Origin of the sequence: Paenibacillus ehimensis NBRC 15659, from assembly GCF_004000785.1 — a bacterium.
Classification (GTDB): Bacteria; Bacillota; Bacilli; order Paenibacillales; family NBRC-103111; genus Paenibacillus_G; species Paenibacillus_G ehimensis.
The window spans coordinates 142,022-156,569 of record NZ_BILX01000002.1 but is presented as its reverse complement, the minus strand read 5'-3'; the positions used below and the strand labels follow the sequence as shown (position 1 = coordinate 156,569).

Below are 14,548 nucleotides of genomic sequence, written 5' to 3'. Positions count from 1 at the left end.
TATTGACCGGTTTGGAGATGGAGAAGGATATAGATTAGATTTTACTATATTTTTGTTTGAAAAAAGCATGTATGAATAAATTTGTGGATGGTATACTTTTCTCAAAAATGAAACGCTTTCAATTTTGGGCGTAACGTAAATGGAAAAGAGGATTTTCTTTCTATGGGCATTTATGTAAACGAGAATGAGAACACGTTTCTGTTAACAAATGACGAGATCAGCTATTTGTTTCGAATCATGGAAAACGGACAATTAGAGCAGCTTTATTATGGAAAGCAAATCAACTACACGGGCCATTTCCAACGTTTTGTCGAGAGAAGCTACCGTTCGGTTTCCGTAGGGGAATTTACAGGGGATCTCGTGACATCGTTGGAAAGCATTAAGCAGGAGTATCCCTCTTTTGGAGGCGGCGATTTCAGAGAAGCGGCTTTCGAAGTCGAATTAGAAAACGGTTCGCATGTCATGGAGTTTAAGTATGCGGGTTATGAAATCCGTGCGGGGAAACATAAGATTCCGGATTTGCCGGCCACTTTTGTGAATGACCCCGGCGACGCATCCACCTTGCAAATTAAAATGAAGGATGACCTGACGCAAACGGAGCTTCTGCTTAACTATACGATTTTTGAAAAATACCCTGTCATCGCCCGCGCGGCATCGATTCATAATGATGGCGGTCAAACGTTAATGCTCAAGAGAATGATGAGTGCGAGCTGCGATTTACCGGATTGCGATTATGAATTTGTGCATCTTTCGGGGGCATGGGGGAGAGAGCGGCATCTTTACCGGACGCCTCTTCGTCCTGGCATTCAAGCCGTAGGCAGCACCAGAGGTTCAAGCAGCCATATTCACAATCCATTCCTGCTGCTGGCGAGAAAAACGACAACGGAGCATACCGGGGAAGCTTATAGTATGAGTCTGGTTTACAGCGGCAATTTTTTAGGGCAAGTCGAGGTTGATCCTTACCGAATATCGCGGATCATGATGGGGATCCACCCAAGTAAATTTAATTGGGTCCTGCCTCCGGGAGGAGCTTTCCATACGCCGGAAGCGATTCTCGTTTATAGCGACCAAGGCTTCCATAAAATGAGTCAAGCCTACCACCGCTTATATAATCATCATTTGATACGGGGGAAATATGCCGGAAGGGAGCGGCCTATCGTCATCAATAACTGGGAAGGCACTTATTTCGACTTTAATGAAGAGAAGATCCTTACGATGGCTGAACAGGCAAGCAAGCTGGGGGTGGAGCTGTTTGTTCTCGATGACGGCTGGTTCGGCAAAAGAAACACGGATACGACTTCTTTGGGAGACTGGTTTGTAAACGAGGAAAAATTGCCGAACGGGCTGGGGCATCTGTCCAAAAAAATCAATGCGTTGGGAATGAAGTTCGGGTTGTGGTTTGAGCCTGAAATGACGAACGGCGATTCGCACATCATGAGAGAACATCCGGAGTGGGTTGTCGGGACGCCGCACCGTCAAAGAAAGCAGGGAAGGCATCAATACGTGCTGGATTTCTCTCAACCTGAAGTCGTGGATTATGTGTTTTCCTTGATGGATCAAATCCTCTCTTCGGCGAACATAGAATATATAAAATGGGACATGAACCGTTGTATTTCGGAGGCTTATTCTTGCGGATTAAGCGCCAAGGCGCAGGGTGAATTTTTCCATCGTTATATTTTAGGCGTCTATAAGCTGTATGACAAATTAATTCAGAAGTATCCCGATATTTTATTCGAATCATGCGCCTCCGGCGGCGGACGCTTTGACCCCGGCATGCTTTATTATGCTCCACAGACGTGGACAAGCGATGACAGCGATGGCATTGAAAGATTGAAAATCCAATACGGCACTTCTTATGTTTATCCCATCAGCAGTATGGGCAGTCACGTGTCAAGCATTCCCAATCATCAAGTGGGAAGAATGACGCCACTCGACACAAGAGCCAATGTCGCTTATTTCGGAACATTTGGGTATGAGCTGGACCCTTGTGCGTTGGAGCAGCAGGAGATCGAGCAAATCCGGAAACAAATCGCTTATTGTAAGAAACATCGGCGGTTGATGGCAACCGGCGATTTTTACCGGCTCCTTAGTCCTTTTGAAGGAAACGAAACAGCCTGGATGGTGGTCGATGAAAAGAAAGAAAAGGCCGTTGTCGGATGGTACCAAGTGCTATCCGAGCCAAACGAAGCCTACAAGCGTGTGAAATTAACGGGGCTGGAGGAAGCGGCGATCTACTATATTGAGGAATTGGACAGTGCCTATTCGGGAAGCGAATTAATGTATATGGGCATAACCCTTACGCCGAAGATAAACGAAGTCATGGATTTCAACATTTTAGACAAAAGGGATTTTTCTTCAAAATTATTTACCTTAGTAAAAATAGATCGTTAGAGAAACAAGGCGCTGCCCCAAGGTCTAAGCAGACTTTCGGGGCAGCGCCCTTTGCGCGTTTCCAACACTTCTTAATTCGTTTCGTTGGACCACTTCAGAACCTCGAACAGTTTGAATACCAAGCTGAGCAAAATCGCCACTACCGTGGCAAGGGCCATGCCCTTCAGCTCAAGATGCCCCCACTTGAACGCAGCCCCGCTTAAACCGACCACCAGCACAACTGTCGTCAGGATCAGGTTCGCAGGCTTGGAATAGTCGACCTTCGTCTCGACCAGCATACGGATCCCGGATGCGGCAATGACGCCGAACAGCAGCAGGGAGACGCCTCCCATCACCGGGGTAGGAATCGTTTGGATAAGCGCCGATAGCTTGCCGACGAAGGATAGGACGATGGCCATAACCGCTGCCAGACCGACGATCCAAACGGAATAGACACGGCTGATCGCCATGACGCCGATATTCTCCCCATACGTTGTATTCGGGGTGGAGCCTACCGCCGCGGAGAGCACGGTGGAGACGCCGTTGCCGAGCAAGGAACGGCTGAGTCCCGGGTCCTTGGACAGATCTTTGCCGACAATATTGCCGGTCACAATCAGGTGGCCGATATGCTCGGCAATGACCACCAGCGCGGCTGGGGCAATAATGGCGATGCTTGTCCAATCCCAAGCCGGCGCATAGAAGGTAGGCAGCGTCAGCCAGCCGGCTGCGCCGACCGTCTCCTGTACATGCACAAGCCCGAGCATACTGGACAGCACATAGCCGGCGACGATGGCGATCAGGATCGGAATGATTTTGAAAATGCCGCGGAACAGCACCGATCCGAGCACGCCGACCAGCATTGTGACCACGGAGACCGTAACGGTCGTGACATCCGGGGACCAACCGGCAGGCGCGCCGTCCGGAGCGATGAAGCCGGCCATCTTGGCGGCTGTCGGAACGAGCTCAAGCCCGATCACCGCGACGATCGCCCCCATGGAGGCCGGAGGGAAGACGACATCGATCCAGGCCGTCCCCGTATAGCGGATCAGCAGGGCGACGATGGTGAAGATGACGCCGACCACCAGGAAGCCTCCGAGCGCGGCGTTGTACCCTTTTTCCGCCAGGACGACGAACACGGGCGAAAGAAAGGCGAAGCTGGAGCCGAGGTAAGCGGGAATTTTCCCCTTGGTAATGAAGAGGTACAGCAAGGTTCCGAAGCCGTTCATCAACAGGATCGTGGCCGGGTCGACCTTGAACAGGATGGGCACAAGAACCGTAGATCCGAACATGGCGAACAGATGCTGCAGCCCCAGCGGCAAGCTCTTCCAGAAGGGCGGTCTCTCATGAACTTGGATGATTCGCGACATTGAAGTTCCCCTTTTGCTCGTTTTAATTATTGTTATCTACCGTATTATAGTGCATGCAAAGAGGCATGAAAAGCCGAATTTTGCACGATCGCGGCCTCAAGAAAAGGCAAAGCTGTGACCGAAGTTGGAAATAAAAATGAAGCCGATAGACATATTGACCGGTTGGTCAGCATATAATACAATGTTACTAACCAATTGGTCAGCAACAAGGGAAGGAGTGAAACATCTGCCTTTACAGCTGTACGAACGGGAAAAAATCCTCGAGGCCTGTTTGTCTGTCTTTGCTCGCTATGGATACAAGAACACTTCGACGGAGATGCTGGCGGAGGCGGCCGGTATTTCCAAGGCTTTGATCTTTCATCATTTCACCAGCAAAAAAAAGCTGTATCTCAGCTTGCTGGAGCATTGCTTTGAGAAGGTTAGGACCGTCGTGCGATTTGACGTTTTTTCAGAGCAGGAGGATTTTTTTAACACCATAGACAGACTTAGCCGCATCAAGCTCGCCTACTTTCGCAAGCATCCCGATGAATTGAAATTGGTACACGAAGCGTTTTATTCGCCACCGAATGAGCTGAAAGCGGACATTGAAGAGAAGTATGGTCAAGCGATTGCTGAGAAGAACCAATCGATGGAGCGGTTATTTGAAGCCGTTCCCCTTCGGGAAGGGGTAGACCGGAAGCAGGCCTTCGAGCTGATTATGATCACATTGAAGCATTTTGAAAATAAGTTCTCAGCGGCGTTCACGGATACCGGAGCTCTGGATGACGAGGCTGCTAACGGTTTGTTCGATGAGATGAATCGTTTCTACAGCATGATTCGGCATGGAATTGCAGAGTAAAGGAAAGGGGTAAGTGATATGGAAAAAATCACTGGCAACGATTTTGCCTCACCCGAGACGATGCGTGATTTCCTTGCGTTCTATAAGCGGCTTGCCGGGCAGCAAGAGCCTCTCTACCGTCTTGAAGACTTTTTCGGGAGGGGACCAGCATGGGTCGCTTTTCGCCATGAGGATGTCGTTGCGATCCTGAAGGACCCTCGTTTTGTCAAAGATATGCGGAAGCTCTCCCCACCGCAGGATCAGCGGGAACCTTCCCAGGAGAACGCGTCCGTGAACAAGTTCTTGGAATGGACGAAAAAGATGCCGAATATGCTTACGGTCGATCCGCCGGATCATACCCGCTTGCGCAGGCTGGCCTCCAAAGCCTTCACTCCTCATACGATCGAAGGCCTGCGTCCCCGTATTCAGCAGATTGCCGACGAGCTTCTCGATGCCGTGCAGGAGCGGGGAAGGATGGACCTGATTGCGGATTTCGCCTATCCGCTCCCCATGACCGTCATTTCCGAGATGCTGGGAATTCCCGCAGCCGATCGGAACGCATTCCGCGAATGGACCCGCGAGCTCTTGAGCGCTTCCTTGGATCCGAAGCAAGCGGATGACGTTGATGCAGTTCTCGATAAGTTTGTTGAATATATCAAAACGTTGCTGGCCGAAAAACGCGCACATCCCGGCGATGACATCACGAGCGGCCTGGTCCAAGCTTACGATGAAGGAGATCAATTAAGCGAGAACGAGCTTATTTCGACCATTTGGCTGCTCATTGTCGCCGGACATGAAACGACGGTAAATCTGATCGGCAGCGGCATCTTGGCTTTGCTGCAGCATCCCGAACAAATGCGCTTGCTCCGCAGCGATCCGTCCCTGCTGCCCTCCGCCGTTGAGGAGCTGCTGCGCTATGCGGGGCCCGTCATCATCGGCAGCCGTATTGCCGGAGAAGATCTCACGCTGCACGGGAAGAACATCCGCAAAGGGGAAACGGTTGTGGTCTCTCTGGCAGCCGCCAATCTCGACCCGCATCAGTTTTCCAATCCCGAAGCGCTGGATATTACGCGGGAAGAGAATGAGCATCTCGCCTTCGGCAAGGGGATCCATCTTTGCCTGGGAGCCCCGCTGGCCCGCCTGGAAGGGCAGATTGCGTTCGGCACGCTGCTGCAGCGGCTGCCTAATCTGCGCCTGGCCGTCGCACCGGAGCAGCTGACGTATAATCCCAGCACCTTGCGTTCTCTTGCAAGCCTGCCGGTGCTGTTCTAGCCTGTGTCTGCCAGCTGTTCAGCCCGCCCGCCCGGCAGTGGATTGGCAATTTCAAGGCAAGGCCGGGATCTCTCATTCAAGGGATTCCCGGCCTTTGTTCTGCAAGTTAATTCGCTTCAAGCTGGCGCCACATGGTCACCATATCGATCCAACCGCGGTGCTCGGCAATCTTGCCGTCGACGACGCGATACTGGCGGTACAGCGTGACATCAATGGTGTTGCCTGTAGGGGAGGTTCCGAAGAACATCCCGGTATGCGTGCCTTTCACAGTCATTCGGACAAGGACCTTCTCCCCTTGGGCAATCACCTCTTCTACGGTGTAGCGCTTATCGGGGAAGGCCTCCAGTATTTTGGCGGCGAATTGCTTCAGCCCTTCCTTCGATTCATAAGCGAGCTCCTGATAATCGTCCGATAAAAAACGGTCCGTACAGTCCAGATCGCTTTGATTCCAGAACGTCTCGATAAACGCGGTGACGGTTTCCACATTCGCCTGCTCCGTCGGTTTCATCATCAACCATCTCCCTCATTTCGTTTTAATGGGCTTGAAGCTGGGGCAGCAGCGTTCCGGTATCGAACCACCCGCGATGCTCGGCAATCTGGCCGTCGATGATCCAAAATTCGCGGAATTGCGTAATCTTCACCGATCGGCCCGTTGGCGCTTTACCGGCAAACGTGCCTTGATGCGTACCTGTGATTACGATTCTGGCCGTGACTTTCCCGCCTTGAGCCAAAATTTCGTCCACGGCGTAGTGCCGATCCGTGAAGGCCTCGCTTAGCTGCTCCGCAAAAAATTGATCCGTGCGATCCAACACCCTTCGATTGGCCGGTGCTTCGATAAACGCGGTGACGATTTCGATATTTTTCTGTTCCACCGTTTTCATAGCACAGCATCTCCTTTGTTGTTTGATTATATGGCTGCTTCGACTCCGGCCGCGAGCTTCCGGGTGAGGTCTACGAACTTCCCAACCGCACTTTCGACCCTTCCCCGCATCCCCTCGTCTGACGGATGACCGTCCGAATCAAAGCTATGGTAGCCGGCTCCGATGGAAATCCACACCGGGCAGTTAACGCCGTGCAAATTGCGCACAATACCCTGCAGATGCAGCAGCGAGCTTACCCCCATCGGCCCGCCGGCGGAGCTTACGGAAAGCACCGGCTTCCCGGCAACCAGACCTGCATGCATATAGTCCAAGGCGTTTTTCAGGACTCCAGAAATGGAGCCGTGATATTCCGGGGTCGCGAGGATGAGGCCCTCTGCGTCCGCAACCGCTTCGACCATACGTTGGACATTGGGATGAAGCGCCTCGGCATCAGGGGAATAAAGCGGCAGGGGCAGCTCCCGCAAATCAACAAACGTCACCGATAAATGCTGGTCTTTCAAAAGACGCTCGATGGACCGAAGGAGGGACGTACTCGTAGCGCCTTCGCGGTTACTGCCGGCAATCAGGGTAATTTTCATATCAGATATCACCTTTCCCTTTGATTTTGACGGTTGCAAACCGTTCTGTTTGTGATAACATGTGACTATATTGTCACCCTTATGATATGTGACTATTTGGTAACATGTCAAGGGGCAAAAAAAATAAAATGCTGAAGCATGCTGTCAGAAGGAGGTGTTCTTCTTGGAAAATGAAATCTTCAAGGCCTTGGCCGATCCCAGCCGGCGCACGCTCTTGGACCTGCTTCACGCCTCCGACGGGCGGACGCTGAACGAGCTTTGCACCCCTTTGCAAATGTCGAGATTCGGCGTCATGAAGCATCTGAATATTTTGGAGGAAGCCGGCCTCATTACCACCCGCAAAGTCGGCAGGGAAAAGCTGCATTATCTGAACGCGGTGCCGATCCGCCAAATCTACGACCGATGGGTCAGCAAATACGCCGAACCTTGGGCTATCGAACTAACATCCCTTAAAAGCGAACTGGAGCGTGAAACGAATATGGACAATAAACCCCGGCATATCAACCGGATTGCCATTAAAGCTACACCCGAGCAAGTCTGGCAAGCCCTCACCGATCCGGCCAAGACCTCGAAGTTTTGGTTCAATTGCTCCATCCGATCGGACTGGGAGGTCGGTTCCCCTTTCGAATTGTGGAACCCGGAAAGGAAGAAGCAAGTCGAAGGCACGATTCTCGCGCTGGACCCTCCGCATAGGCTGACGATGAGCTGGAAGTTTCTTTCGTTTCCCCATGCGGCTCATGAGTCTCCGTCGCGCATGACATGGGAAATCGATCCGCATGCCGAGCTGCAAGGGGTGACTCTCGTCACGGTCGTGCACGATGAATTCGAGCAGGCTGTAAATACCGCCGCTATTCTGGAAAATGGGCTGCCGATCGTACTCTCGGGCATGAAGACATTCCTCGAAACCGGGGCAACCCTGGCCGGAGCTGAATAGGCGCTAATGAACGAGCGCCTGCGCGGAAGCCCGGATATGCTCCGCATACTTGCCAGCCTCATCCGCGAGGTAAGCGTCTGTCCCTTGGTCCGCGTTATAGGTGACGAAAGCGGGGAGATAAGTACCGTTGCATCGGGTGAGGGTGGCTTGGATCGGCCTTAATAATTCGCTCAGGGTGAACCAGTTGCAGCCTCCCGCGCGGTATTCTTTTTCCGTACCGCCTGTGGTCGTTGCGATCATAAACTCTTTGCCTTTCAAATGGTCGCCTCCGGGCCCAAAAGCCCAACCGAACGTCAATACATCGTCGAACCACTTTTTTAACAGCGGCGGGCAGCTGTACCAATAAAAGGGGAACTGGAACACAACCCGGTCATATTGAAGCAGCAATCGCTGCTCCCGCTCCACGTCGATCTCCCAATTCGGGTACTCCTGATACAGGTCGCGGATCTCGATGTCGGCATGCTTTGCCAGTTCAAACGTTAATGCACGATTGGCACGGGATTGATTCAGATTCGGGTGGGCGACAATAACCATGATTTTCATGAGAGTCATCCTTTCTCGGTTTTATGAAACCTCTCCATTCACCTCCTCATTATTGGGGACAATTGCCTTTTTGCAAAGTACGCTCTTTTTCCGTACCAGGTCCTGCAAAATGTACCATAGACGCCGCTTGGGTTGCGGAATGAGCGGGTGAAAACAAAAAAAGAAGGAATAAAAATCGCACCGATTTTTACTCCTTCTTCTATCGATTAATGCTGATTTTTGACGACCTCTTGACCGCGAACGTTCCAAGTGAAGGCAAAGATCAGCGCTGCAATCGCGCAAGAAGCGATTAACAGAATAAACCCTGCATTCCAGCCGGAGGCATGAACGATGACACCCATCAAAGCATTCGCCGTTACCGTACCGCCCAGGTAACCGAACAAACCGGTGAGTCCTGCTGCCGTACCGGCGGCTTTTTTCGGAACAAAGTCCAGCGCCTGCAGACCAACCAACATGACCGGACCGTAAATGAGGAACCCGATCGCGATCAAGCAAAGCATGTCGACCGTCGGATTGCCGGCCGGGTTAAACCAATAAACCAGAACGGCGATCAATACGCCGAGCATAAATACGACGCCTGCCGGGCCGCGGCGGCCTTTAAACACTTTATCCGAAATCCAGCCGCACAGCAGCGTCCCCGGAATTCCCGCCCATTCGTAGAGGAAGTAAGCCCAGCTGGACTTGTTCATGTTGAAGCCTTTTTCTTCGCTCAGATACGTCGGCGCCCAGTCCAATACGCCGTACCGGACGAAATAAACGAAGATGTTCGCAAAGGCAATCGCCCAAACCCACTTATTGTTCAACACATACTTGAAAAGAATTTCTTTTGTCGTTAATTCGGTTTCGAACGTTTTTTTCGTATTGCTCGGATAATCGTTGCGATATTCTTCGATCGACGGCAATCCGACCGATTGCGGAGTATCGCGGATTAAGAAATAAGACACAACGGCGAACACAATAGCAACCAATGCCGGTAAAATAAAGACGCCTTCATACCCCGATTTGGAGAAGCCGGACATTCCTGCGAAAATAGCAACCCCTGCCACCGCAAGCGGCGCCATGACGCCTCCGCCGACGTTATGGGCAACGTTCCAAATGGCGGTTTTGTTCCCCCGTTCATTCAAGCTGAACCAGTGAACAAGGACGCGGCCGGACGGCGGCCATCCCATCCCTTGGAACCATCCGTTTAAGAAAAGCATAACAAACATGATGGTAACGGACGAGGTGAAGAAAGGAAACGCCCCCATCAGCAAGCTAACGATTGCGGAAAGGACTAAGCCGGCGGGCAAGAACATTCGGGCATTGCTTCGGTCGGAAATGGTAGCCATCACAAATTTACTGATCCCGTAAGAAATCGAAATGGCCGATAACGCAAAGCCGAGCTCTGCTTTGGAGAAGCCTTCTGCGGTTAAGTACGGCATCGCCAGCGAGAAGTTTTTGCGAATTAAATAGTACGCTGCGTAGCCAATGAAGATGCCGAGAAACACTTGGAGTCTGAGCTTCTTATACTCAGAATCGATTTTGTCGCCGGGCAATCTGTCGATCGGCGGAGCAGGTTTGAAGAAATTAAGCATCGTTGTCCTCCTTGATGTCATTAATAACAACAGAAACCATGAAAAAAACCCATACTTTAATAACACTTTCTTTAGCGAAAGTGCCACAAAGTATGAGTCTCAGTGTCTCCATCATAGTTTTTACTTGTTATAGACATTATATTAGTACTCCATGTAAACGTTGTCAATAAGTTTTTTTTATGAAAAAGTGATATTGGCTACACGTATTGGCATCCGCAGAGCAAAGAACGGTTACATGGAAACGCATTATTTCCTTGGCGAGCTTAGCGCAAAGGTTTGCAAACCGGCGAAGACTATGACAGTATAAGCTTAATACGAACGAATGGAGAAATTGAATGATGTCTAATTTGCCACACTGCCCGAGATGTAATTCGGAGTACACTTACGAGGACGGAAATCTGCTGCTTTGCCCGGAATGTGCCCATGAATGGACGTTAGAAGCAGACGCGGAAAATCGCGAAGAGCAAAAGATTGTCAAAGACGCAAATGGGAATGTCTTAAACGACGGCGATACGGTAACGGTCATCAAGGACCTGAAAGTAAAAGGCAGCTCATCGGTCCTAAAAATGGGCACGAAAGTAAAAAATATACGTTTGGTTGACGGAGATCACGATATTGATTGCAAAATTGACGGTTTTGGAGCGATGAAATTAAAATCCGAGTTTGTTAAAAAGATCTAGTGCGGTTTAAGAATGCCGGCGAATTTGTACAAGGAAGTCCTCGATGTGGAGGGCTTCTTTTTTTGTCAAAAATAAAATGACAATATTGTCATATGACACCCTTGTCATTTCGTAAAATTTATGCCATGATATGATTTAACCGGAGGTGGTTACGTGCCAAAAGATACTTTTCATAACCTGAGCGAAGATAAAAAACGGAAGATTTTCGATGCTGCCGTCCAGGAGTTTTCAAGCCGGCGCTTCAGCGAGGCATCCATCAACCAGATCGTCAAGACGGCGGGAATCCCCCGGGGCAGCTTTTATCAGTATTTCCACGGCAAGGAAGACCTTTTTCTTTATATGTTCGAGGAAATTTTAAGGGAGAAGCGGGAGGTTATCCGCAGCACGGAGAGCTTGGACCCGGAGGCCGACGTTTTCGAAGCCTGCATCCAATCGGTCAAAGCCTCCTACGAGTGGGCCCGGGTTAAGCCGGAATACAGCCGGATCAGCATGCTGATGGAGATCGATAACAGCGAGTTCATAACCAAGCTCCGTACGGATTCGGCCCAAGGCTTGATCGCCATGATCGAGCGCGACAAGGAGCGAGGCCGCATCAAGCCGGATATCGATTCCGAGCTGGTTGCGGATATGATCTACACCCTTCTGATCAAGGAATATTTCTGGGCCGGGCTGGATGAAGAGACGTTTTTGAAGAAGCTTGGCAACTGCATCAAAATCATCAAGGAAGGAATTTCCAATCAATAAACAAGTATCCGGTTGGCTTGCACAACCATTCAGGAGGAGGGCCGGTAGAGATGAAGTCCTATGTGCTTGGTTTTCGGGAGATCGATAAAACGAAGCTGATGGTGGTCGGCGGCAAAGGTGCGAACCTGGGGGAATTGTCCGGAATCGAGGGGATACGGGTACCGGACGGTTTTTGCGTGACCACCGAAGCGTATAAAAGCATCGTTGAGCATAACGAAGAGCTTCGCTTCTTGCTTGAACGATTATCGCTTCTTAAGGTGGATGACAGGGACCATATCGGCGAAATCAGCGGAAGGATCCGTGCGGTCATCGAAGGGATCGCGATGGCCAAGGACATCGAAGACGAAATTACCGGCTATCTCTCGAAGCTGGGCGAAAAGAACGCGTATGCCGTACGTTCCAGCGCGACGGCGGAGGATCTGCCGCTGGCCTCCTTTGCAGGCCAACAGGATACGTACTTGAACATCAAGGGCAGGGCTGCCATTCTGCAGCATATCCGCAAGTGCTGGGCATCGCTGTTTACCGATCGTGCCGTCATTTACCGCATCCAGAACGGCTTCGACCACAGCAAGGTTTACTTGTCCGTCGTCGTTCAGCGGATGGTTTTTCCGCAGGCTGCGGGAATCATGTTCACGGCCGATCCCGTCACGTCGAACCGGAAGGTGCTGTCCATCGATGCGGGCTTCGGACTTGGCGAGGCGCTGGTCTCCGGTCTGGTCAATGCCGATATCTATAAGGTGCGGGACGGCGCAATCGTCGATAAGAAGATATCTGCCAAAAAGCTGGCTATCTATGCGCTGGAGCAAGGCGGTACGGAGGAGCGCGAGCTTGCGCCCGAGCAGCAGACCAGACAGACGCTGACGGACGGGCAGATTATCGAGCTTGAGCACATGGGCAGGGCGATCGAGGCCTATTTCGGCTGCCCGCAGGACATTGAATGGTGCTTGGAAGACGGGACATTTTTTGTCGTTCAGAGCCGTCCCATCACGACTTTATACCCCGTGCCGGCGAACAAGGACGGAAAAAACCGCGTGTACATGTCGTACGGCCATCGGCAGATGATGACGGATGCGTTCAAGCCGCTGGGCATCTCTTTTTTTCAACTCCTGCAAACCATGCTGGGCAGCGCGGAAATGCCTGTAGTTGGCGGAAGGTTTTATAAGGATGTATCCCATGAGCTGTCATCGCCGCTGGTAAGGAATATGTTTCTCAAAAACATCGGTTCGGTCGACGTTCTGATGCAGAATGCGTTCTATCATTTGATGAAGCGCAAAGAATTTATTCGAACGCTGCCCCGGGGAAAAACGACGATGAGCATGGGGACGGGGGCGTTGTCTTGGGCGATCGAGGCGCTGAAAATTTACCTCAAAAACGACCCGGCGATCGTCCGGGAGCTTATGGCCAACAACGAGAAGTCCGTCCGGGAGCTGCAACGAGGAATCGCCGACAAAGCTGGAGACGAGCTGTTCGACTTTATATTGCAGGACCATAAGGAATTGGTCGCCATCATGTCGGAGCCGCGAAGCGTGGCAGCGGCCTTGGTCGGGATCTTGGCGGCAAGCTCGCTTAATAAGAAAATAAAGCAGTGGCTTGGCGAAAAGAGTGTGGTCGACACGCTCTCCCAATCGGTAGCCAACAACGTCACCTCCGAAATGGGGCTTGAGCTGCTGGATGTCGCGGATGCGGTCAGACCTTACCCGGCGGTGATTGCGTATTTGCGGCATGCCAAGGACGAGACCTTCTTCCAAGATCTGGCCGGAGTGGAAGGCGGCGAAGCCGTCAGCCGGTCGATACGCGCGTATCTGGACAAATACGGCATGCATTGTTCCGGAGATATTGACATCACCAGACCGCGCTGGAGCGAAAAGCCGACGTCGCTCGTTCCGATGATCCTCGGCAATATCAACAATTTTGAGCCCAATGCCCATAGCGCCAAGTTCGAGCAGGGGCGGCTCGAAGCGGAGCGGAAGGAACAGGAGCTCTTGCGACGCCTGGAACGATTGCCCGGAGGCCGGCGAAAGGCCAAGAAGACGAGAAATTGATCCGCCTCCTGCGCAATTTTGCCGGCTACCGGGAATATTCCAAGCACGCTTTTCTCCAACGCTATAACCTTTACAAGCAAGCGCTGCTAAAGGAGGCCGGGAAGCTCGTGCAGCGGGGGGTTATCCGGGAGAAGGAGGATATCTACTATCTGTACTTCGAGGAGCTGAGGGAGGCGGCGAAAAGCAACCGGCTCGATTACGGCATCATCACCAAGCGGAAAGAGGAATACGAGGTGTACGAGAAGCTGACGCCGCCGCGGCTAATGACGTCCGAGGGAGAGGTGATCTTTGGCGAGTACCAGGCCGGAAGCATACCCCGGGGGGCATTGGCGGGCATCCCCGTTTCATCGGGCACGGTTGAGGGCCGGGCGCGGGTCGTGTTGAAGATGGAGGGTGTCCGCCTGGAGGAAGGCGATATTCTGGTCACGGTCTTCACCGATCCAAGCTGGTCTCCGCTCTTCGTATCCGTCAAGGGCTTGGTGACGGAAATCGGCGGGGTGATGACGCATGGCGCGGTCATTACGCGGGAATACGGTCTTCCGGCCGTCGTAGGCGTGGAGAACGCCACGAAGCTGATCCGGGACGGGCAACGCATCCGGGTCAACGGAACGGAAGGTTATGTCGAGATCCTGTAACGGGGACAGGACAAAGGCCGCAGGTATCCGCGTTTGGACAGATCAGACAGACAGATCCACCGGATGGATGATAAGATGGAGGAAGGGGAAAGATTACTTTTTTACCAGGAA

General features: G+C 51.9%; 12 protein-coding genes and 1 pseudogene. 7 read left to right on the top strand and 6 right to left on the bottom strand.

The genetic code is table 11. The features are described from left to right. Positions 1 to 162: 162 nt before the first annotated feature. Positions 163 to 2,391, top strand: coding sequence for an alpha-galactosidase (locus PEH01S_RS01900; protein ID WP_127483743.1), 2,229 nt, complete (start codon positions 163 to 165; stop codon positions 2,389 to 2,391). Positions 2,392 to 2,462: 71 nt separating this feature from the next. Here the strand turns inward: PEH01S_RS01900 and uraA are convergent, their stop codons facing one another. Continuing rightward, complete coding sequence (gene uraA, locus PEH01S_RS01895) at positions 2,463 to 3,737, bottom strand: uracil permease (protein ID WP_127483742.1); 1,275 nt, start codon at positions 3,735 to 3,737, stop codon at positions 2,463 to 2,465. 136 nt (positions 3,738 to 3,873) lie between these two features. Here uraA and PEH01S_RS01890 point away from each other — a divergent pair, with 136 nt between their 5' ends. Beyond that, a complete protein-coding gene (locus PEH01S_RS01890) occupies positions 3,874 to 4,575 on the top strand; it encodes a TetR/AcrR family transcriptional regulator (RefSeq protein ID WP_246062759.1) in 702 nt (233 codons plus the stop codon). Between the two features lie 18 nt (positions 4,576 to 4,593). Beyond that, positions 4,594 to 5,826 carry a cytochrome P450 family protein gene (locus PEH01S_RS01885; protein WP_127483740.1) on the top strand — a complete coding sequence of 411 codons (1,233 nt, stop codon included), beginning with the start codon at positions 4,594 to 4,596 and terminating at the stop codon, positions 5,824 to 5,826. A 106-nt stretch (positions 5,827 to 5,932) separates the two neighbouring features. On the opposite strand, the gene PEH01S_RS01880 is transcribed toward PEH01S_RS01885, so the two are convergent. From PEH01S_RS01880 to PEH01S_RS01870, 3 genes are read right to left on the bottom strand one after another with little or no spacing between them, the layout of a single operon-like run. Further along, entirely contained in the window at positions 5,933 to 6,334 is a 402-nt protein-coding gene (locus tag PEH01S_RS01880; protein ID WP_127483811.1) for an ester cyclase, read from the bottom strand. Between the two features lie 25 nt (positions 6,335 to 6,359). Continuing rightward, the gene (locus PEH01S_RS01875; RefSeq protein ID WP_127483739.1) at positions 6,360 to 6,707 is read right to left on the bottom strand and encodes an ester cyclase; all 348 of its coding nucleotides are present in this window, start codon (positions 6,705 to 6,707) and stop codon (positions 6,360 to 6,362) included. Positions 6,708 to 6,733: 26 nt separating this feature from the next. Beyond that, complete coding sequence (locus PEH01S_RS01870) at positions 6,734 to 7,285, bottom strand: NADPH-dependent FMN reductase (protein ID WP_174807090.1); 552 nt, start codon at positions 7,283 to 7,285, stop codon at positions 6,734 to 6,736. Positions 7,286 to 7,448: 163 nt separating this feature from the next. Between PEH01S_RS01870 and PEH01S_RS01865 the strand changes: the two genes are divergently transcribed. Next, positions 7,449 to 8,219 (top strand): ArsR/SmtB family transcription factor, encoded by a 771-nt coding sequence (locus PEH01S_RS01865; RefSeq protein ID WP_127483738.1) that lies wholly within the window; start codon positions 7,449 to 7,451, stop codon positions 8,217 to 8,219. Positions 8,220 to 8,222: 3 nt separating this feature from the next. On the opposite strand, the gene PEH01S_RS01860 is transcribed toward PEH01S_RS01865, so the two are convergent. Both PEH01S_RS01860 and glpT read right to left on the bottom strand, forming a co-directional pair. Then, positions 8,223 to 8,762 carry an NAD(P)H-dependent oxidoreductase gene (locus PEH01S_RS01860; protein WP_127483737.1) on the bottom strand — a complete coding sequence of 180 codons (540 nt, stop codon included), beginning with the start codon at positions 8,760 to 8,762 and terminating at the stop codon, positions 8,223 to 8,225. A gap of 206 nt (positions 8,763 to 8,968) precedes the next feature. Further along, entirely contained in the window at positions 8,969 to 10,336 is a 1,368-nt protein-coding gene (gene glpT / locus PEH01S_RS01855; RefSeq protein WP_127483736.1) for a glycerol-3-phosphate transporter, read from the bottom strand. Positions 10,337 to 10,674: 338 nt separating this feature from the next. On the opposite strand from glpT, the gene PEH01S_RS01850 reads away from it, so the two are divergent. The 3 genes and pseudogenes from PEH01S_RS01850 (at position 10,675) to ppsA (ending at position 14,437) form a co-directional block, all read left to right on the top strand. Then, positions 10,675 to 11,016, top strand: a complete 342-nt coding sequence (locus PEH01S_RS01850) for a zinc ribbon domain-containing protein YjdM (RefSeq protein WP_127483809.1) — start codon at positions 10,675 to 10,677, stop codon at positions 11,014 to 11,016. A 153-nt stretch (positions 11,017 to 11,169) separates the two neighbouring features. Then, positions 11,170 to 11,760: a TetR/AcrR family transcriptional regulator gene (locus tag PEH01S_RS01845; protein ID WP_025846728.1), complete on the top strand. Its 591-nt coding sequence runs from the start codon at positions 11,170 to 11,172 to the stop codon at positions 11,758 to 11,760. A gap of 50 nt (positions 11,761 to 11,810) precedes the next feature. Further along, positions 11,811 to 14,437: pseudogene (gene ppsA, locus PEH01S_RS01840) on the top strand (phosphoenolpyruvate synthase). Positions 14,438 to 14,548 lie beyond the last annotated feature (111 nt).